This window comes from Mycobacterium sp. ELW1, from assembly GCF_008329905.1.
Lineage (GTDB): Bacteria > Actinomycetota > Actinomycetes > Mycobacteriales > Mycobacteriaceae > Mycobacterium.
The window spans coordinates 5,872,295-5,890,562 of the sequence record NZ_CP032155.1 but is presented as its reverse complement, the minus strand read 5'-3'; the positions used below and the strand labels follow the sequence as shown (position 1 = coordinate 5,890,562).

The window sequence follows — 18,268 nt, the reverse complement described above, 5'->3', positions numbered from 1 at the left end:
AGGGTAAGTGTCGTTACTGTCGGCTAAACGGGTCGGGGTGAAAGGACGCGCATGAATGCGTCGCGGGGCGGCAGGCGACTGTGGTTTGTGGCGATCTTGTTGGCGCTCGTGCTGCCGGCGGTGGTCTCGTGTGGCAGCGCCAATCCGCTTGGTGGCGGATCGGCCTCGGGTGATCTGAAGAATCTGGTTGTCGGATCGGCGGACTTCCCGGAGTCGAAGATCATCGCCGAGATCTACGCCCAGGCCTTGGAGGCCAACGGTTTCACCGTGGGCCGGCAGTTCGGCATCGGCAGCCGCGAGACCTACATTCCCGCGGTGCGTGACCACTCCATCGACCTGGTGCCCGAGTACACCGGAAATCTCTTGCAGTACTTCGATTCCAAGACCACGGTGACGACGCCGGATCAGGTCGAGTTGGCGTTGTTCCGGGTGTTGCCCGGCGATCTGTCGATCCTGACCCCGTCACCGGCCAACGACACCGATACCGTCGCCGTCTCCGAAGCCACCGCACGGAAGTGGAACCTGAAGACAATCGGCGACCTGGCCGCACATTCGCCGGAGGTGAAGTTCGGTGGACCGTCAGAGTTCCAGACCCGCACGGAGGGGCTGCCGGGCCTGAAGGCCAAATACGGGCTGGACATCAAGCCGGACAACTTCGTCTCGATCAGTGACGGCGGCGGCCCGGCGACGGTCCGTGCGCTGGTGGACGGCACCGTCACCGCCGCCGACATCTTCAGCACCTCACCCGCCATTCCGCAGAACAAACTGGTCGTCCTGGAGGACCCCAAGAACAACTTCCTGGCGGCCAATGTCGTGCCGCTGGTCAGTTCGCAGAAGAAGTCCGACGAACTCAAGACTGTGCTGGATGCGGTGTCGGCGAAGCTGAGCACCGAGGCACTCATCGAACTCAACACCGCAGTGTCTGGCAATTCCGGCGTCGACCCCGATGAGGCGGCGCGAAAGTGGATACGTGACAACGGTTTCGACAAGCCGATCGGGAAATAGATGATCACCTTCGCCAACGTCACGAAGACCTACCCGGACGGCACGGTCGCGGTTGACGACCTGAGTATGGAGGTGCCGACCGGCACGCTGACGGTGTTCGTCGGGCCGTCGGGCTGCGGCAAGACGACCTCGATGCGGATGATCAACCGGATGATCGAGCCCAGCTCCGGGACGATCACCGTCGACGGCCGCGACATCGCCGGTGTCAACCCGGTCAAGCTCCGGCTCGGGATCGGTTATGTCATCCAGAGCGGCGGACTGATGCCCCATCAGCGGGTGATCGACAACGTGGCGACGGTCCCGGTGCTCAAAGGCGAGTCGCGGCGGGCCGCTCGCAAGGCCGCCTACGCGGTGCTGGAGCGGGTGGGCCTCGATCCCAAGCTCGGCGACCGCTACCCCGCGCAGCTGTCCGGCGGTCAACAGCAGCGCGTCGGCGTGGCCCGCGCGCTGGCTGCAGATCCACCGGTACTGCTGATGGACGAGCCGTTCTCGGCGGTCGACCCGGTGGTGCGCGATGAGTTGCAGGCCGAAATTCTGCGCCTGCAAGGAGAATTGCAGAAGACCATCGTCTTCGTCACCCATGACATCGACGAGGCGATCAAGCTCGGTGACCGGGTCGCGGTGTTCGGGCCCGGCGGCACCTTGCAGCAGTACGACGCCCCGGCCCGGCTGTTGTCCAATCCCGCCAACGAATTCGTCTCCGGGTTCATCGGTACCGACCGCGGCTACCGTGGCCTGCAGTTCCGGCAGGCTTCCGGGTTGCCGCTGCACGACATTCAGACGGTCACAGAGGCCGAGATCGATGCGCTGACACTCGCGCCGGGGGACTGGCGCCTGGTCACCAGGGACGACGGCCGGCCGTACGCGTGGCTCGACGCCGACGGCGTGCAGCTCCATCGTGGCGGAAGTTCGTTGTACGACAGCACAATTGCGGGCGGATCGCTGTTCGTTCCGGGCGGTACGTTGCGACTGGCTCTTGATGCGGCGCTGTCCTCCCCGGCCGGGCTGGGGGTGGCAGTCGACGACGACGGGCAGGTGATCGGCGGAGTGAAGGCCGACGACGTCCTGGAAGCGTTAGAGGCCCAACGGACCCGACAATGAATTATCTGCTCACCCATCTCGACAAGGCATGGGCGCTGACCGTGATTCATCTCCGGCTGTCGCTCATTCCGGTGGTGCTGGGTCTGGTGATCGCGGTGCCGTTGGGCGCCTATGTGTGGCGGACGACCGCGCTGCGCCGGGTGACCACGGTGACGGCCAGCATCATCTTCACGATCCCGTCGCTGGCACTGTTCGTGGTGCTGCCGCTGATCATTCCGACCCGAATCCTCGACGAGGCCAATGTCATCGTCGCGCTGACGCTCTACACCACCGCGCTGCTGGTGCGGGCAGTGCCCGAAGCGCTGGACGCGGTGCCCGCCCAGGTGCGTGACGCGGCCACCGCTGTCGGCTATACCCGAGTGTCGCGGATGCTCAAAGTCGAACTGCCGCTGTCGATTCCGGTCCTCATCGCCGGTCTTCGAGTAGTCGCGGTGACCAACATCTCGATGGTGTCGGTGGGGTCGGTCATCGGCATCGGCGGGCTGGGTACCTGGTTCACCGAGGGCTACCAGGCGGACAAGAGCGATCAGATCGTCGCAGGCATCATCGCGATCTTCCTGCTCGCGATCGTCATCGACGTGCTGATCCTGCTGGCCGGCCGGCTGATCACCCCATGGGCCCGGGTGAAGGCGAGCTCATGAATTTTCTTCAGCAAGCTCTCGCCTACATCTTCACCGGCGCCAACTGGGGCGGCCGGGCCGGTTTGGCGGTCCGCATCGTCGAGCACCTGCAGTACACCGCGGTCGCCGTCGTGGTCTCCGCGCTCATCGCCATCCCCATCGGCCTGCTGATCGGGCATACCGGGCGCGGCACCTTCCTGGTGGTCACCGGGGTCAACGCGCTGCGGGCACTGCCGACTCTGGGGGTGCTGCTGCTCGGGGTGTTGCTGTGGGGGCTGGGGCTGCTGCCGCCGACCGTCGCGCTGATGCTGCTGGGCATCCCGCCGCTGCTGGCCGGCACCTATGCCGGGATCGCGAACGTCGACCCGGCGGTGGTCGACGCCGCCCGGTCGATGGGCATGACCGAGACCAGGGTTTTGCTGCGCGTCGAGGTGCCCAATGCACTGCCGCTGATTTTGGGTGGGCTGCGCACGGCGACTCTCCAGGTGGTGGCGACCGCGACGGTGGCCGCCTACGCCAGCCTCGGTGGCCTGGGGCGCTACCTGATCGACGGCATCAAGGTCCGCCAGTTCTACCTCGCGCTGGTGGGTGCGTTGCTGGTGACGGTGCTGGCCCTGGTGCTCGATGCGCTGCTGGCGCTGGCCGTGTGGGCTTCGGTGCCCGGCTCGGGCCGATTCCGGCGGATGCCGCAACCGTTGCTCGACGACGAGGTCAGTTTGGATGCACGCGTACCCACATCACAGATGAGCCGCACTTCCCGACCTGGTTACGAACGGGGCGGCCCGTCGCATACGGTAGACGGGTGAGTGCAGCCAACGACGCGACAGAAAGCGCCTGGCCGGCGATCCTGACCTGGCGCGCGCACGATGATTCGCGGATGGAATCCGCCCGGGTCCAGCTATCAGGCAAGCGGATCAAGGCCTATGGCCGAATCGTCGCCGCGGCCGCCGAGACGAACCCGGCCTTCAGCGCTTCCTATGACCTGGTGACCGACGAGACCGGCGCGACCAAACGGCTGTCCATGAGCGTCACCCTCGCCGAGCGGGATCGGCAGCTGTCGATCGCCCGCGACGAGGAAGGCATGTGGCTCGTCACCGATCACCAGGGCCAATCGCGAGGTGCCTACGAAGGGGCGTTGGACGTCGACGTCGTCTTCAGCCCGTTCTTCAACGCACTGCCCATCCGGCGCACCGGCCTGTACCAGCGGGTCGATTCGGTGGCGCTGCCGGTGGTGTACGTGAGTTTGCCCGACCTGACCGTCAAGCAGGCCACCATCAGCTACGGCAGCTCCGGCCCGGACACCGGGGACGGCATCGAGCTGCATTCGCCGGTCGCCGACACCACGATCACGGTCGACGCCGACGGCTTCATCGTCGACTACCCAGGGTTGGCAACGCGGATCTGATCACGCCGCCGGCGCGACCGGCGGCGGCGAGTTCCGCGCGCCAATCCTCTTCTCCGATCGCGATGGTCACGATCTGCGGGCGCGAGAAGCTGTCGTAGCGAGCGCGGGCGGCATGGCCCGCCTCGACGAGCTCGGCCACCGAACCCCTGTCGGCCAGCGATGCGCGGGCCTGGTTCAGTAGCTCCAACGCGCGGTCGAGGGCGGGCAGCAGCTGCTCGGCGTTCGCCTCGCACATGGCCCGCACCAGATCGGGGGCCGTTGCCGCGACCCGGGTGCCGTCCCGAAATGAGCCGGCCGCCAGAGCAAATGCCAGCGGCACCTCGCCGGCCGTCTCGGCCAATGCCTCGGCGAGCAGATGCGGAAGATGCGAAATGCTGGCCGCCGCCGCGTCGTGCTCGTCGGACGTGGCGGGGACGACGACGGCCTGGCAGTCCAGCGCCAGGTGCATCACCTGCTCCCACACCCGGGCATCGACGTGCTCGTCGACCGTGAGGACCCACGGCGCACCCGCGAACAACCTGGCGTCGCCCGCGCTCCAACCAGAGTGGGCAGTGCCGGCCATGGGATGGCCACCGACATAGCGGTCAAGCAGGCCGGCTTTGCGCACCGCGTCGAGCACCGCGCCCTTGACGCTGATGACGTCGGTCAGTGGGCATTCGGCGGCGACGTCTTTGATGTGGCTGAGCAATTGGGACACCGCCGGCATGGGCACGGCCAGGACGATCAACGCGTCGCGCTCGGCGGCCCACGCCAATGCCTCGGTCAGATCGGTGGTGGCGGAGAAACCGTCGAACCGCGCGCCCTGGGCACCCTCGACGGATCGGTTGTAGCCGAGTGCTTCACGCCCGGCCGCGACCGCCGCTCGCAATACCGAGCCGCCGATGAGCCCGAGACCGAGGACGCACACGGGTGTCTTCGTCACATGTCCAGGTTTACACATCCAAACCGCACAGCCGACGGGTACCTGGTCAAAAGGCCTGATCAGCGACTAGCGTATGCGCCCATGGAAGCACAGCGCGCCCAGAACAGCCCCGGGTCGGAGGCCCCGGATGGCTTCGGGGTGGCCGTGGTTCGCGAGGACGGCAAGTGGCGTTGCTCAGCCATGAGCGCAAAGGTTTTGACCAGCCTGGCTGCCGCCGAGACGGAGTTGCGAGAATTGCGCAGCGCCGGCGCGGTGTTCGGGTTACTGGACATCGACGACGAGTTCTTTCTGATCGTTCGGCCGGCGCCGTCGGGTACTCGGCTGCTGTTGTCGGACGCGACGGCGGCACTGGATTACGACATTGCCGCCGAGGCGCTGGAGACTCTGGACGCCGACATTTCGCCGGAAGATCTCGAAGATGCCGACCCCTTCGAGGAGGGTGATCTCGCTGTCCTGGCCGACATCGGGCTGCCCGAGCCGGTGCTGAGCGTGATCCTCGACGAGACCGATCTTTACGCCGACGAACAACTCGGCCGGATCGCGCGGGAGATGGGTTTCGCCGACGAGCTGTCAGCAGTGCTCGACCGCCTCGAGCGGTGAATCGCGACGAACTCCAGGTGCGCGCGGCCATCGACGCCGCCGCACTGGCCGGGTCCGAGGATGTGCCGATCGGTGCGGTGGTGTTCGGACCCGACGGCACCGAGCTGGCCCGGGCGGCCAACGCCCGCGAGAAGCTCGGTGACCCGACCGCACACGCCGAGATCCTGGCGCTGCGGGCGGCGGCCCAGGTCTACGGCGACGGGTGGCGGCTGGCGGGGACCACGCTGGCGGTGACCGTCGAGCCGTGCACGATGTGTGCGGGCGCGTTGGTGATGGCCCGGGTGGCGCGGGTGGTTTTCGGTGCCTGGGAGCCCAAAACCGGTGCGGCGGGCTCACTTTGGGACGTGGTGCGGGACCGGCGGTTGACGCACCGGCCGGAGGTGCGCGGGGGAGTGCTCGCCGAGGAATGCGCCGCACTGTTGGAGGGCTTTTTCGCTCGTCAGCGCGATTTGGGTTAGCCCACCCGCGACACGTAAGCTCTTCGACGGTGGCGTGTCCGAGCGGCCTAAGGAGCACGCCTCGAAAGCGTGTGACGGGTAACCCCCGTCCGAGGGTTCAAATCCCTCCGCCACCGCCATAAGCCCCGGACCCCGTTGTGGGTTGCGGGGCTTTTGTTCGCCGACCGTGCGGGTTCTCGGTGGTAAAGGCACGAAATGTCGACGACAACCCGCACGCTCGACGCAGGTGGTTTGCCCGATCGCCAGCGCATCCACGGATCTTCAGTCAAGGTAGTAAGCATGGCGAAAGATCTCCGGGCTCGGGTGTTTGTCGCAGCGACAACCGTTTTCGTCGTCGGCTCGCTTCTCGATGCACCGGGTGCGGCGGCTGACGAGTCGGTCTGCACATCGGTAGGCCAGTACTGCGGCTTCTACTCGCCGTCGCGCAACATCAGTTGTGAGATCAACACCGGGGGCCGCGTCGGTGAGGACGGGGTGTACTGCCAGACCGACACCCCGCCCCAGTCGGTGACGTTGAACAACGACGGCACCTTCAAGTCCTGTACCGGCGTGAGCTGCCTCGGCAATGCTGCACCGGGGATCCCCATGCTCGCCTACGGGAAGACGATGGCGCTCGGGCAATTCACGTGCCGCTCCGAAGAGAGCGGGGTCAGCTGCACCGCGGCGGGCGGTCGCGGATTCACGATCTCCCGAAGCGGCATCGGCACGGCCGGCTGATTGCGGTGACTTGCTGGTCGGGGACCAGCTCCTAAGATCGGCGCTATGGGTTTGCTGGACACCAGCTGCGTCGGATTGAACCAGCTAGCCACGGATTGTCGGTCCCTTGGCGCGGCGATAGCCGCCGGGACTAACTACGCGCCCAGTGGGTCGACGTGGCAGGCGACGGTCGCGGCCATCAATGAAGCCGACGCCGACGCTGCCGTCGCCGCCCGTGCGATGGGTGCACGGATGCAGGACACCGCCGCGAGCCTCAGCATCACGGCCGCGCACTATGAAGTGAATGAGGATCACTCGGCCAGTAACCTGCGTGTTCTGGCAGCCGAGGTGTAGATGGCCGCCATCGGTGTGATCCCGTCGCTAACGCAGGTCCGTGCCTGGGATGTCGGCCACCTCAGCGAGGCGGCGGCCCGCTGGACTGACACAGCGGCTGGGTGGGAGGACGCTTTCGCGCGCGTCTCATCGCAGATATCCGTTCCGGGTGGCACCCGGTGGGACGGCTCGGCCTCTGAGGCCGCCCAAGTACGGGCTTTCTCGGACCGTCTGCGCGTCACCGGCGTGGCTGACCGGCTTCACGAAGCCGCGCGAATCGCTGAGCGTGGCGCTGATCAGATCGCGTATGCCAAACAGCGAGTCATTGATTCGGTGCATCGAGCAAGCGAAGCTGGATTCGTTGTCGGGGAGGACTTTTCGGTCACCACCCGCAATACGGTCAGACCGGCGGACATGGCAATTTGGCAGGCTGAGGCTGAAGCCTTCGCTACGGACATAGGAGCCCGGGTAGGCGAACTCGTCGTCGCTGATTGCCAGATCGCGGCGCGAATACGGAATGCCACGGCAGGTGTCGGTGCTGCGAACTTCCTCGACGGTGAGGGGGAGAACGTCGTGCAGCCCGCAAGCGCCCTCCGCTTTAAGGATTCTCCGGCGGATGACACCAGCGACCCTCCCGCGCCCGGCGGAGGGTATGGCAGCTATCACTACGGCTACCCGTTCAGCACACCGGAGGGCTGGACGAAAGAGCAGATCATGAGTGAGATCCGGGCGCATTTCAACAATTACTTCACCTTCACCGCGGATCCGGCTGACCTAGTCGAAGGTGCCACGATCAACCTCACAGGACCGTTTGGTGAGAACGAGCCGGTGAAGGTTATGAGTGTCACCCCCGACAGCTTTACCTTCGTATCGCTGCCGGGCCATAACGAAGGTGCCGGCCGCACAATCACTTTCAGCGTCGTCCAAGCGCCGGCAAGTCCGATACCCGGACGCCTGACTTGGGAATTGCGCGTCGCCGCATCGGGTCCCGTGTCAGACCTCAGCCTCATACCGGGCACCAGCTGGCTGAATAAGGCCGTGTGGCAGGTGTTCGCCGACAATCTCAACACCAGGCTGCCGAGTCGACCGCCGCAGCCTGGAGTGGTCGTCGTCTGATGGCGACCACACCGATACGCAGGATGCTGTCCGCCCTCATCGGGGCGGTAGTCGGTTACATCGTCTGGCTCGGCGCAACTGCGATCATCGCGGCAACTACGCCAGTGCGCTTCTGGGTGCTCTCCGGTGCCATCGTGCTGGTTGCCCTCACCTCGATCGCAGTGGCCTTAGCCGTCCGCCACAGGCACACGCTCAAGGCCGCGGCCTTCTGGTCTGCGCCGGTTCTGCCGATCCTGTTCAGCGTCTACCTGCTGGTGGTCGTCGTTACGTGAATCGCCGCCCTGCCTGCGGCATGGCTGTGAATAGCGCCCGACGCGTCGCGATTCCCAGGAACCTCACCTACCCTGGCGCTTTGAGGATTCAACGGTGTATGCCAGGGGGTTTGAGATCATGACGAGCGCTTCGACCAGCACCCGACGATTGCTTTACGCCGCAATCGGATTGGTGATCGCGGCCGCCCCGGCTGTCGCGGTGTTCGCCATCGCCGACCCCGCGCCGCGGCTGGCGGCCCAGTGCCAGGACAGCGACACCGAGGACAGCTTCTCGATGAACTGCGCCCCGACGATCATTCCCGACACCAGCGATCAGCTCACCGAGGCCGAGGTGGCCGAGCCTGGCTTCAACGGCGGCAACCACAGCGGTGGCGGCGGTGGAGGCGGTGGTGGTCACCGCTGACCCGCGCGGCACCCAACACCATTCCGTCGTGCGGTTTCATCCGCGACACTCCGGCGCGGGCGTATCAGTTCGCACACTCGTGGCGTCCGCCGCGAATCCGGGTTCGACATCGCGATGAATTCCGTGTGGCAAACCGGTGTAACGGGCACACGGGTTAGACATCTAAGCGGAGGTCATCGATGGAGCTGATTTCACCGACCGACTCGATGTTCTTGCTGGCCGAGTCGCGAGAACATCCCATGCACGTCGGCGGCCTGCAGCTGTTCGAGCCACCCGAGGGCATGGGTCCGGAGTTCCTGGCCGGGATCTACAACGATCTGCTCACCTACCAGGACGTGCAGCCGACGTTCCGCAAGCATCCCGGTGCGTTCTTCGGCGGCATCGCGAACCTGACCTGGGCCTTCGATCGGGACATCGACCTCGAATACCACCTGCGCCGCTCGGCGCTGCCCCAGCCGGGCCGGGTCCGTGAACTCCTCGAGCTGACCTCGCGGCTGCACGGCAGTCTGCTCGATCGGCACCGGCCGCTGTGGGAGACCCATCTGGTCGAAGGGCTCAACGACGGGCGGGTCGCCGTCTACACCAAGGTTCACCACTCGCTGCTCGACGGCGTCTCGGCGATGAAGCTGACCCGGCGCACGCTCTCGACGGATCCGCAGGGCGACGAGATCCGGGCGCCGTGGACCATCGGGCCGCGCGCACGCACCAAAGACAAGGGCCGCGGGTCGCCACTGGGCGGGCTGAGACGAGCGGCCGGATCACTCGCCGGGCTGGCCCCCTCCGCGGTGACCATCGCCCGAGCGGCCCTGCTCGAACAGCAGCTGACCCTGCCGTTCGAAGCTCCCAAGACGATGTTCAACGTCCCGATCGGTGGAGCCCGTCGCGTGGCCGCGCAGTCCTGGCCGCTCAAACGCATCATCGCGATCAAGGACGCCGCCGGTGTCACCGTCAACGACGTCATCCTGGCGATGTGCGCCGGTGCCCTGCGGGCCTACCTGATCGAGCAGGATGCCCTGCCCGACAAACCGCTGATCGCCATGGTTCCGGTCAATCTGCGCGACGAGGCCGACCAGTCCAGTGGCGGCAACCAGGTCGGCGCCATCCTGTGCAACCTGGCCACCGACGAGAGTGACCCGGCCAAGCGCCTGGCGGCGATCAACGCGTCGATCAGCGGCAACAAAGAGGTGTTCCTGCAGCTGCCCAAGATCCAGCAGCTGGCCTTGTCGGCGTTCAACATGGCGCCGCTGGCCCTGACCCTGCTGCCTGCGCTGGCCGCCGCCGCAGCGCCCCCGTTCAACATCGTGATCTCCAACGTGCCCGGCGCCCGCGAGCCGCTGTACTGGCACGGCGCACGCCTGGACGGCAACTATCCGTTGTCGATCGCGCTCGATGGCCAAGCGCTCAACATCACGATGTCCAACAACGCCGACAATCTCGACTTCGGCTTGGTCGGCTGCCGGCGCAGCATTCCGCATCTGCAACGGCTGCTCACCCAGCTCGAGGACTCGCTGGCCGGGCTCGAAAAGGCGGTCGGGGTCTAACTCAACGAAAGCGGCGGCGACCCCTCGGGGCGCCGCCGCTTCGTCCTGCCTGCCGCTACGGGCAGGTGACCTGAATTTCGAAGGGCTTGGTCACCGGCTGCATCGGGTTGGCCATGTCGACGCCCGTCGCAGTTCCGCTGATCTTGTAGGTGTTGCCGTCCTTGGTCGCGGTGGCATTCGCCCCACCAGGCACACCCGCGGTGTAGCCCAGCGTCACGCCGTTGACATTCCCCAGGCCGACGGACTGCACCGACGAGGCGTCCGCGGACAGGACGGCGGCGATGCCGGTGGTCGCCTCCCCGATCGCGATGTTGAGGTTGCCGCCGGCCGTCGCGCAGACGACCTGACCCTGGACGTTCTGCGCCTGGCCGTCGATCGTCACCTTGGCGGTCCCTGCACCGGCGGTCGCGCTGGGGGATCCAGCCGCACTCGTCGTCGTCGCGGCCGCGGATGTAGTTGCTTTTTCGCTCGTCGTCGACGTTGATTTGTTGTCATCTTTCGAACAACCTGACAAGCCGGCCACCAAGACCGCGGCGCCGGCAACGGTCACCACCAGGGCACGTTTCACCGATTTCTCCTTATGTAGGGTGATCCGTCGACACTGGCGGATCATCGGAGAAAATTATGGTGCGCAGATTCCGGGTAATGGCAAGAATGGCCGAAAAACCCGTCTGCCAGTCAAGGAACCGAAACTCTCCGCGACATCGGGGCAAATGACGAGCCGCACAGGCAAAGTCGGTATCTTCTCGGTCATGCAGACATTGCGTACTCCCGACGACAGATTCGCAGGAATCCCGAATTTCCCTTATACACCGCACTATTGCGAGCTCGACGATGACGAGGGTGGACGTCTGCGAGTGGCCTGGATCGACGAAGGCCTGAAGCACGCCGATCCAATTCTGTTGTTGCACGGCGAACCGACGTGGTCCTTCCTGTACCGCACGATGATCCCGGTGCTCACTGCCGCGGGGCATCGGGTCATCTGTCCGGATCTGGTCGGTTTCGGGCGTTCCGACAAACCCACCCGCCGCGAGGACCACACCTACGCCCGCCACGTCGAGTGGATGCGTGCGCTCGCGTTCGACGTCCTCGATCTGCAGCGGGTGACGTTGTTCGGACAGGACTGGGGTGGGCTGATCGGGCTGCGCCTGGCTGCGGAGAACGCGGACCGATTCGCCCGCATCGTCGTCGCCAACACCGGACTGCCGACGGGTGACTTCAACATGCCCGAGGTGTGGTGGCAGTTCCGCCGCGCCATCCAGGACTCGCCCAGCATCGACGTCGGCCGATTCGTCGAGTCGGGATGCCTGCGACCGATGAGCGACGAAGTTCGCCATGCCTACAACGCCCCCTTCGCCGACGACAGCTTCACCGCCGCTGCGCGGGCCATGCCCGGCTTGGTCCCCACCGCCCCGGACGATCCCGCAGCCGAGGCGAACCGGCGCGCGTGGGCGACCCTGACCGCCGGTTCGACACCGATGCTGGTGGCCTTCAGCGACGGCGACCCGATCACCGGCGCGATGGCCCCGATCTTCCAGCAGATGCCGGGGGCACAGGGCCGCGAACACCCCACGCTGCACGGGGCCGGGCATTTCATCCAGGAGGATGCGGGGGAGGAGCTCGCCGGCCACATCGTGCGGTTCCTGGAGTAGCGCCGCGCGCTGGTTAGATGTCGACGTGCCCTTCTTCACCGTCGACGCGGAACTGCCCGGCCGGCGGGGACGCAGCGGGGTGATCCACACGCCCCACGGCGATATCCACACCCCGGCGTTCGTCGCCGTCGGCACCAAGGCCACCGTGAAGGCGGTGCTCCCCGAGACGATGCGGGAGCTGGGTGCGCAAGCCGTCCTGGCCAACGCCTACCACCTCTACCTTCAGCCCGGCCCCGACATCGTCGACGAGGCCGGCGGCCTGGGCGCGTTCATGAACTGGCCGGGTCCGACGTTCACCGACAGCGGCGGGTTCCAGGTCCTGTCGCTGGGTGCCGGGTTCCGCAAGGTTCTGTCGATGGACGCCAACCGGGTACAGGCCGACGACGTGATCGCCGAGGGCAAGCAGCGGCTGGCGCATGTCGACGACGACGGCGTGACATTCATTTCGCATCTCGACGGGTCGACGCACCGGTTCACTCCCGAGGTGTCGATGCAGATTCAGCACAAGATCGGCGCCGACATCATCTTCGCGTTCGACGAGCTGACGACGTTGGTGAATACCCGTGGCTACCAAGAGGACTCGGTGGCGCGTACGCAAGCGTGGGCGGTGCGCTGCATCGCCGAGCACCGCAGGCTCACCGCCGAACGCCCGGAGCGGCCCGCGCAGGCGCTGTTCGGGGTGGTTCAGGGCGCGCAGTACGAGGACCTGCGCCGTCAGGCATCGCGCGACCTGGCCGGCATCGTCGATTCCGAGGGACGCGGCTTCGACGGTTACGGCATCGGCGGAGCGCTGGAAAAACAGAACTTGGCCACGATCGTCGGATGGTGCGTCGACGAGCTGCCCGACGACAAGCCGCGCCATCTGCTCGGCATCAGCGAGCCCGACGACCTGTTCGCCGCGATCGCCGCCGGTGCCGACACCTTCGACTGCGTGTCGCCGTCGCGGGTCGCGCGCAACGCGGCGGTGTACTCGCCGACCGGCCGGTTCAACATCACCGGCGCACGCTATCGGCGGGATTTCACCCCGATCGACGCCGACTGCGACTGCTACACCTGCGCCAACTACACCCGGGCCTACCTGCACCACCTCTTCAAGGCCAAAGAGATCCTGTCCGCCACGCTGTGCACGATCCACAACGAGCGGTTCATCATCCGCCTGGTCGACCAGATCCGCGCCGCGATCGTGGCCGGCGAGTTCGACGAGCTCCGGGCGGATGTCCTCGGCAGCTACTACGGCCATTCGACGCGTGCACAATAGCGTGCACAATAGGTAGATGACTGCTGCCACCGAGCCGCAAGAGCTGCTGGTAAAACTGCTCGACCCCGCCAACCGGGCGAACCCGTACCCGGTCTACCGGCAGATCCTCGAGCGCAGCCCGATGCTGATTCCCGAGTCCACCCTGCACGTGATGTCCAGCTTCACCGACTGCGACGAGGTGCTGCGGCACCCCGATTCGTGCAGTGACCGGCTGAAATCGACCGCCGCGCAGCGGGCCATCGAAGCCGGCGAGCAGCCCCGGCCGTTCGGCACCCCCGGCTTTCTGTTCCTCGACCCGCCTGATCACACCCGGTTGCGCAAACTGGTCAGCAAGGCGTTCTCGCCGCGAGTGGTCAAAGCGCTGGAGCCCGACATCACCACGATGGTCGACGACCTTCTCGACAAAGCCTCCGAGACAAGCGAATTCGATGCCATCGAGCAGCTGGCTCATCCGCTCCCGGTGGCGGTGATCTGTCGGCTGCTCGGCGTGCCGATCGAGGATGAACCGCAATTCAGCTCGGCATCAACACTTTTGGCCCAAGGGCTGGATCCCTTCGCCACGTTCACCGGTGAGCCCCAGGGTCTGGAAGAACGTCTGAAGGCCGGAATGTGGTTGCGCGGCTACCTGCGCGATCTGCTGGAGCGCCGCCGCGCGGAGCCACGCGACGACTTGATGTCGGGTCTGATCGCCGTGGAGGAATCCGGTGACCAGCTCACCGAAGAGGAGATCGTCGCGACCTGCAACCTGCTGCTGATCGCAGGCCACGAGACGACGGTCAACCTGATCGCCAACGCCATCCTGGCGATGTTGCGGCACCGCGAGCACTGGACGGCATTGAGTGCCGGCCCGGGCCTGGCCCCGAACATCATCGAGGAGACACTGCGCTACGACCCGCCGGTGCAGCTGGTCAGCCGGGTGGCCGGCGCGGACATGCAGATCGGTGACACCCGAATCCCCAAGGGCGACATCATGATGCTGCTGCTGGCGGCAGCGCATCGCGACCCGGCCTTGACCGAACGGCCCGACGAATTCGATCCGACGCGAAACCCGATCCGCCACCTGGCATTCGGGCACGGACCGCACTTCTGCCTCGGTGCGCCGCTGGCGCGCATGGAGGCCACGGTGGCGCTGACCGCGGTGACCCGACGCTTCCCGCACGCCCGGCTGGCCGCTGAGCCGACCTACAAACCGCACGTCACGCTGCGCGGCATGGCCCGCCTCGACGTGGCCGTCTGAACTCAGCCGGCCAGTGCGTCGATCACTTCGGCAGCAGCCCGCTCGCCGGCATCGACGGCACCCTCCATATAGGCGCTCCAGTACGTCGCGGTATCGGTTGATGCCCAATGGATCACGCCGATAGGCGCCGACAGGGCCGGACCGTAGGCCGTCCACACATGCGGGCCCAGGTTGGCGTTGTAGCAGCCACGGGTCCACTGCCGGTCCGACCATTCGCCGTCGACGTAGAACTCGGGATGGGCGGCCTTGCCGCCGTAGTGGCGCACCAGCTCCGCTGTCAGCGCGGCACGCCGTTCATCTTCGGGTAGGCGACCGAAGGTGCGGGCCTGTTCGCCTTCGAGGAACATCAGGATCACCCCGTGATCGTCGCCGGGGATGCAGGTGTCATTGGACATCCGGGCGGGGCCGACGTCCGAGATCAGCTGACCGTTGAATCCGTCAGTGCGCCAGAACGGTTCGTCGTAGACAAAGAAAGCCTTCATGGCAGATCCGTTGGGCAGCCGCTGGGTGAGCTGGTCGCGCATCCCGGGAAGCGGAGGGTCGTACATGATCCGGCCTGCGAGGGTCGGTGAGATGGCCACGATCACCCGGCGGCCGCGGGCGATCACTCCGCCGCGGCAGTGCACGCGCACGCCGTCGGCGGAGTGCTCGATCAGCTGGACGGGGACCGTCAGCATGATGTGATCGGCGATCAGCGCAGCCAGCCGGCGCGGGATCTCGCCGGTGCCGCCGACGAACCGGGTGGTCTGTGCGCCTCCTTCGGATTCGGCGAACAGCTCCGAGGTCACCCCGCAGGTCTGAATGGTGAACAGCAGGTGCAGAAACGACACCTCGGCGGTCGGCACCGCGAGAATCCCGACCGTACAGATCTCCACCAAGGTGCGAGCCACCGGTGACAATCCCTGGGCGTCGTACCATGCCCCCGCGGTGATGGAATCCCACTCAGCCGCTTGGGTTGCCGACCACGGAGCGTCGACGGGCACCTCGGTGGCAAGGTCGTCCAGCCGGCGCAGTACACGCTCCAACTCGGCCAGCTCGTCGGCGAAGCGCGCATGGAATTCGCTCTCGCGCAACACTCCCGACCCGACCAGGTCGTAGGACGTCTCGCCGTCGTCGAACTGTGGGTAGGTCTCGACGCCGAGCTCGGCGGCCAGCCGGAACATCCTCTCGTGGGTGTCGCCGATCCACTGGGCGCCGAGCTCGACGGGCAGGCCCGGTATGACCTCCTCGGTGAGGATGCGACCGCCGACGCGCTCGTCGGCCTCCAGGACCACCGGTGTCAGCCCGGCCGCCAGCACAGCGCGGGCGGCAATCATTCCGGACAGCCCGGCCCCGACTATGACGACGTCCGCGTCGATCTGCGTCTGCTTCGGCATCTGGACACTGTGGCACAGTGCCGGTCCGGCTACAGAGGATTGAGGACCCGCTCCAGGAACTGGCGTGTCCGGACTTCCTTCGGATTGCCGAGCACCTCGTCGGGCGGGCCCTGTTCGAGGATGACACCACCATCGGTGAACAAGACCTGATTGGAAACCTGTCTGGCGAATTGGATTTCGTGGGTGACGATCACCATCGTCCAGCCCTCGACGGCCAGGTCCTTGATCACCGAGAGCACCTCGCCGACCAGCTCCGGATCCAGTGCCGACGTCGGTTCGTCGAACAACACCAGTTTGGGTTTGAGCGCCAGTGCCCTGGCGATCCCGACCCGTTGCTGCTGTCCGCCGGACAATTGGTAGGGGTATTGGTCGCGTTTGTCGGCCAGCCCGACCTGATCGAGAAGCGTGACCGCGTCGGCGATCGCTTCCTCTTTGGGTCGCTTCTGCACGATCACCGGTCCTTCGATGATGTTCTGCAGCACCGTCTTGTGCGGAAACAGGTTGTGCCCCTGAAATACGAAGCCGCTTCGTGACTGGAACCTGCGTACCTCGGATTTGGTTGTCGGCGTGGAGAAGTCGATCTCGACATCGTCGACCCGGATCACACCGGCGTCGGCGCGGTCCAGGGCGTTCAAGGTGCGCAACAACGTCGTCTTGCCCGATCCTGACGGTCCGATGATCGCGGTCGCCGTGCCGCGCTGCACCGTGAACGACACGCCTTTGAGTACTTTGTTGTCACCGAACGCCTTCTCGACGCCGTCGGCGACGACGCGGTACTCGGTTCCGTCGCTGGTGTCAGTCATCGCGCCACGTACCTTTCCAGCCGGTGCTCGAGGCGGCTCTGGCCGAACGAGAGCACCAGGCAGATGATCCAGTAATACGCCGCGGCGGTGCCGTACAGCGCGAAGAACTCGAAGGTCGGCGCCGCCGCCACCTGCGCGGTGCGCAGCAGTTCGGTCACCAAAATGGTCGAGGCGAGGGAAGTGTCCTTGACCAGTGAGATCAGGGTGTTCGACAGCGGTGGGACCGCAACCCGGGCCGCCTGCGGAAGGATGATCCGCCGCAGTGCACCGGCGTAGTGGTAGCCGATGGTTTCGGCGGCCTCCCATTGGCCTTTCGGGATGCTCTGTATCGCCGAGCGGATGATCTCGGCGGCGTAGCCCCCGACGTTGAGACTGAACGCGATCACCGCCGCCAGGAACGGGTCGAGCTTGATGCCGATCTGCGGCAGTGCGTAGAAGATGATGAACAGCTGCACGAGCAGCGGTGTGCCTCGGATGATCGAGATGTAGAACCGCGCGACGTTCGACACCAGCACATTCCTGGACAGCCGGCCGAGGGCCACGACGAGCGCGATCACCAGGCCGATGATGAAGCTGATGACGGTCAGCGGAATGGTCACCGTGATCGCGGCCTTGGCCAAGGGCCACAGGTTCTCGCCGATGAGCTGCCACACCGAGCGGTGTCCGGCGTCGGTTCCCCCGGATGCCGGCGCTCCGGTGGCGTTGGCCTTCAGGTACTTCTGGGAGATCGCGGCCAAGGTGCCGTCGGCCTTCAGTTCGTCGAGAGCCCGGTTCAGGTCCGGCAGCAGACCGCTGTTCTTCCGGGCGGCGAAGCCCTGTTCGCTCTTCTCCCCGATCGTGGCGCTGATCTTCACCGACTGGTTGTTGGTCTCGGCCTGGTAGGCATGAAAGGCGATGCTGTCGTTGACGACAGCATCCACCCGGCCCTGATTGAGCAGTGTGATCGCCTGGGTGAACCCCTCCACCGGCGCCACGGTTGCCCCGGCGTCGCGGGAGACCTGGGCCCAGTTGCTGGTGATACTGGCACCGGCGGTCTTGCCCTTGAGATCGCTCAGCGAGGTGATCGAATTGTCGTTCGCCCGGGTGATGATGACGCCTTCACCGACCGAATAGGGTTCGGACAAGTCGTATTTGCTCTTGCGTTCCGGGGTGATGGTCACTTCGTTGGCGACCACGTCGAACCGGTTGGCTGCTAGCGCCGCGAAGATCGAATCCCATGGCGTCTGGACGAATTCGACCTTCTTGCCGAGTTTCTCACCGACCGCGTTGGCGACGTCGACGTCATAGCCGGCGAGTTGTCCGGTCGCCGGGTCCTGGAAGCTGAACGGCGCATACGTACCTTCGGTGCCGACCCGCAGCACACCTGAGGACAGCGGGCCGCCGCTATCGGACTTCGCGCAGCCGCCCAGGAACACTGCGGCGATCATCGCGATGGCCAGCAGTGCTGCGCGTGGTAAGTGACGCATTCGG

At 66.0% G+C, this 18,268-nt stretch carries 21 protein-coding genes and 1 tRNA gene; 17 read left to right on the top strand and 5 right to left on the bottom strand.

Annotated features, from left to right (window positions below; translation table 11 throughout):
• Positions 1–51 precede the first annotated feature (51 nt).
• From D3H54_RS28305 to D3H54_RS28285, 5 genes are read left to right on the top strand one after another with little or no spacing between them, the layout of a single operon-like run.
• Positions 52–1,005, top strand: coding sequence for an ABC transporter substrate-binding protein (locus D3H54_RS28305; protein WP_210419615.1), 954 nt, complete (start codon positions 52–54; stop codon positions 1,003–1,005).
• Positions 1,006–2,106 carry an ABC transporter ATP-binding protein gene (locus D3H54_RS28300; RefSeq protein ID WP_149383005.1) on the top strand — a complete coding sequence of 367 codons (1,101 nt, stop codon included), beginning with the start codon at positions 1,006–1,008 and terminating at the stop codon, positions 2,104–2,106. It begins immediately after the preceding gene.
• Positions 2,103–2,747, top strand: coding sequence for an ABC transporter permease (locus D3H54_RS28295; protein WP_149383004.1), 645 nt, complete (start codon positions 2,103–2,105; stop codon positions 2,745–2,747). The genes D3H54_RS28300 and D3H54_RS28295 overlap by 4 nt, the downstream gene beginning before the upstream one ends.
• The gene (locus D3H54_RS28290; RefSeq protein WP_149383003.1) at positions 2,744–3,532 is read left to right on the top strand and encodes an ABC transporter permease; all 789 of its coding nucleotides are present in this window, start codon (positions 2,744–2,746) and stop codon (positions 3,530–3,532) included. The genes D3H54_RS28295 and D3H54_RS28290 overlap by 4 nt, the downstream gene beginning before the upstream one ends.
• Positions 3,529–4,131: a putative glycolipid-binding domain-containing protein gene (locus D3H54_RS28285; protein ID WP_149383002.1), complete on the top strand. Its 603-nt coding sequence runs from the start codon at positions 3,529–3,531 to the stop codon at positions 4,129–4,131. The genes D3H54_RS28290 and D3H54_RS28285 overlap by 4 nt, the downstream gene beginning before the upstream one ends.
• On the opposite strand, the gene D3H54_RS28280 is transcribed toward D3H54_RS28285, so the two are convergent.
• Positions 4,094–5,038 (bottom strand): prephenate dehydrogenase, encoded by a 945-nt coding sequence (locus tag D3H54_RS28280; protein ID WP_210419778.1) that lies wholly within the window; start codon positions 5,036–5,038, stop codon positions 4,094–4,096. The genes D3H54_RS28285 and D3H54_RS28280 overlap by 38 nt on opposite strands.
• Positions 5,039–5,134: 96 nt before the next feature.
• On the opposite strand from D3H54_RS28280, the gene D3H54_RS28275 reads away from it, so the two are divergent.
• From D3H54_RS28275 to D3H54_RS28235, 9 genes are all read left to right on the top strand, one after another.
• The gene (locus tag D3H54_RS28275; RefSeq protein ID WP_149383000.1) at positions 5,135–5,653 is read left to right on the top strand and encodes a tRNA adenosine deaminase-associated protein; all 519 of its coding nucleotides are present in this window, start codon (positions 5,135–5,137) and stop codon (positions 5,651–5,653) included.
• Positions 5,650–6,111 (top strand): nucleoside deaminase, encoded by a 462-nt coding sequence (locus tag D3H54_RS28270; protein WP_149382999.1) that lies wholly within the window; start codon positions 5,650–5,652, stop codon positions 6,109–6,111. The genes D3H54_RS28275 and D3H54_RS28270 overlap by 4 nt, the downstream gene beginning before the upstream one ends.
• A 28-nt stretch (positions 6,112–6,139) precedes the next feature.
• Positions 6,140–6,230 (top strand) — tRNA-Ser (locus tag D3H54_RS28265).
• Positions 6,231–6,390: 160 nt separating this feature from the next.
• Positions 6,391–6,828, top strand: a complete 438-nt coding sequence (locus D3H54_RS28260) for a hypothetical protein (protein WP_149382998.1) — start codon at positions 6,391–6,393, stop codon at positions 6,826–6,828.
• A 45-nt stretch (positions 6,829–6,873) separates the two neighbouring features.
• The gene (locus tag D3H54_RS28255; protein ID WP_149382997.1) at positions 6,874–7,161 is read left to right on the top strand and encodes a hypothetical protein; all 288 of its coding nucleotides are present in this window, start codon (positions 6,874–6,876) and stop codon (positions 7,159–7,161) included.
• On the top strand, positions 7,162–8,256 hold the full coding sequence (locus D3H54_RS28250) for a hypothetical protein (RefSeq protein ID WP_149382996.1): 1,095 nt from the start codon (positions 7,162–7,164) through the stop codon (positions 8,254–8,256).
• Positions 8,256–8,528, top strand: a complete 273-nt coding sequence (locus D3H54_RS28245; protein WP_149382995.1) for a hypothetical protein — start codon at positions 8,256–8,258, stop codon at positions 8,526–8,528. Before D3H54_RS28250 ends, D3H54_RS28245 begins: the two co-directional genes overlap by 1 nt.
• 118 nt (positions 8,529–8,646) lie before the next feature.
• Complete coding sequence (locus tag D3H54_RS28240) at positions 8,647–8,931, top strand: hypothetical protein (RefSeq protein ID WP_149382994.1); 285 nt, start codon at positions 8,647–8,649, stop codon at positions 8,929–8,931.
• Positions 8,932–9,110: 179 nt separating this feature from the next.
• Positions 9,111–10,472: a WS/DGAT/MGAT family O-acyltransferase gene (locus tag D3H54_RS28235; protein ID WP_149382993.1), complete on the top strand. Its 1,362-nt coding sequence runs from the start codon at positions 9,111–9,113 to the stop codon at positions 10,470–10,472.
• 55 nt (positions 10,473–10,527) lie between these two features.
• Here the strand turns inward: D3H54_RS28235 and D3H54_RS28230 are convergent, their stop codons facing one another.
• Positions 10,528–11,040 carry a lipoprotein LpqH gene (locus tag D3H54_RS28230; RefSeq protein ID WP_149382992.1) on the bottom strand — a complete coding sequence of 171 codons (513 nt, stop codon included), beginning with the start codon at positions 11,038–11,040 and terminating at the stop codon, positions 10,528–10,530.
• A 184-nt stretch (positions 11,041–11,224) separates the two neighbouring features.
• Between D3H54_RS28230 and D3H54_RS28225 the strand changes: the two genes are divergently transcribed.
• From D3H54_RS28225 to D3H54_RS28215, 3 genes are read left to right on the top strand one after another with little or no spacing between them, the layout of a single operon-like run.
• Complete coding sequence (locus tag D3H54_RS28225) at positions 11,225–12,124, top strand: haloalkane dehalogenase (RefSeq protein ID WP_149382991.1); 900 nt, start codon at positions 11,225–11,227, stop codon at positions 12,122–12,124.
• A gap of 25 nt (positions 12,125–12,149) precedes the next feature.
• Entirely contained in the window at positions 12,150–13,382 is a 1,233-nt protein-coding gene (gene tgt, locus D3H54_RS28220) for a tRNA guanosine(34) transglycosylase Tgt (protein ID WP_149382990.1), read from the top strand.
• A 16-nt stretch (positions 13,383–13,398) separates the two neighbouring features.
• Complete coding sequence (locus D3H54_RS28215; RefSeq protein WP_149382989.1) at positions 13,399–14,619, top strand: cytochrome P450; 1,221 nt, start codon at positions 13,399–13,401, stop codon at positions 14,617–14,619.
• 2 nt (positions 14,620–14,621) lie between these two features.
• Here the strand turns inward: D3H54_RS28215 and D3H54_RS28210 are convergent, their stop codons facing one another.
• Genes D3H54_RS28210 through D3H54_RS28200 form a run of 3 tightly spaced genes read right to left on the bottom strand, consistent with a single transcriptional unit; the run spans position 14,622 to position 18,264 of the window.
• Positions 14,622–15,995 carry a flavin monoamine oxidase family protein gene (locus tag D3H54_RS28210; RefSeq protein WP_149382988.1) on the bottom strand — a complete coding sequence of 458 codons (1,374 nt, stop codon included), beginning with the start codon at positions 15,993–15,995 and terminating at the stop codon, positions 14,622–14,624.
• A 29-nt stretch (positions 15,996–16,024) separates the two neighbouring features.
• Positions 16,025–16,798 (bottom strand): amino acid ABC transporter ATP-binding protein, encoded by a 774-nt coding sequence (locus D3H54_RS28205; RefSeq protein WP_149382987.1) that lies wholly within the window; start codon positions 16,796–16,798, stop codon positions 16,025–16,027.
• On the bottom strand, positions 16,795–18,264 hold the full coding sequence (locus tag D3H54_RS28200; protein WP_149382986.1) for an ABC transporter permease subunit: 1,470 nt from the start codon (positions 18,262–18,264) through the stop codon (positions 16,795–16,797). Before D3H54_RS28200 ends, D3H54_RS28205 begins: the two co-directional genes overlap by 4 nt.
• Between the last annotated feature and the right edge of the window lie 4 nt (positions 18,265–18,268).

Bases quoted from the DNA above. Each gene is read 5' to 3' on its own strand.
- D3H54_RS28305 (WP_210419615.1), top strand. From the start codon at position 52: ATGAATGCGTCGCGGGGCGGCAGGCGACTGTGGTTTGTGGCGATCTTG.
- D3H54_RS28300 (WP_149383005.1), top strand. From the start codon at position 1,006: ATGATCACCTTCGCCAACGTCACGAAGACCTACCCGGACGGCACGGTC.
- D3H54_RS28295 (WP_149383004.1), top strand. From the start codon at position 2,103: ATGAATTATCTGCTCACCCATCTCGACAAGGCATGGGCGCTGACCGTG.
- D3H54_RS28290 (WP_149383003.1), top strand. From the start codon at position 2,744: ATGAATTTTCTTCAGCAAGCTCTCGCCTACATCTTCACCGGCGCCAAC.
- D3H54_RS28275 (WP_149383000.1), top strand. From the start codon at position 5,135: ATGGAAGCACAGCGCGCCCAGAACAGCCCCGGGTCGGAGGCCCCGGAT.
- D3H54_RS28260 (WP_149382998.1), top strand. From the start codon at position 6,391: ATGGCGAAAGATCTCCGGGCTCGGGTGTTTGTCGCAGCGACAACCGTT.
- D3H54_RS28255 (WP_149382997.1), top strand. From the start codon at position 6,874: ATGGGTTTGCTGGACACCAGCTGCGTCGGATTGAACCAGCTAGCCACG.
- D3H54_RS28250 (WP_149382996.1), top strand. From the start codon at position 7,162: ATGGCCGCCATCGGTGTGATCCCGTCGCTAACGCAGGTCCGTGCCTGG.
- D3H54_RS28245 (WP_149382995.1), top strand. From the start codon at position 8,256: ATGGCGACCACACCGATACGCAGGATGCTGTCCGCCCTCATCGGGGCG.
- D3H54_RS28240 (WP_149382994.1), top strand. From the start codon at position 8,647: ATGACGAGCGCTTCGACCAGCACCCGACGATTGCTTTACGCCGCAATC.
- D3H54_RS28235 (WP_149382993.1), top strand. From the start codon at position 9,111: ATGGAGCTGATTTCACCGACCGACTCGATGTTCTTGCTGGCCGAGTCG.
- D3H54_RS28225 (WP_149382991.1), top strand. From the start codon at position 11,225: ATGCAGACATTGCGTACTCCCGACGACAGATTCGCAGGAATCCCGAAT.
- D3H54_RS28215 (WP_149382989.1), top strand. From the start codon at position 13,399: ATGACTGCTGCCACCGAGCCGCAAGAGCTGCTGGTAAAACTGCTCGAC.
- D3H54_RS28210 (WP_149382988.1), bottom strand. From the start codon at position 15,995: ATGCCGAAGCAGACGCAGATCGACGCGGACGTCGTCATAGTCGGGGCC.
- D3H54_RS28205 (WP_149382987.1), bottom strand. From the start codon at position 16,798: ATGACTGACACCAGCGACGGAACCGAGTACCGCGTCGTCGCCGACGGC.
- D3H54_RS28200 (WP_149382986.1), bottom strand. From the start codon at position 18,264: ATGCGTCACTTACCACGCGCAGCACTGCTGGCCATCGCGATGATCGCC.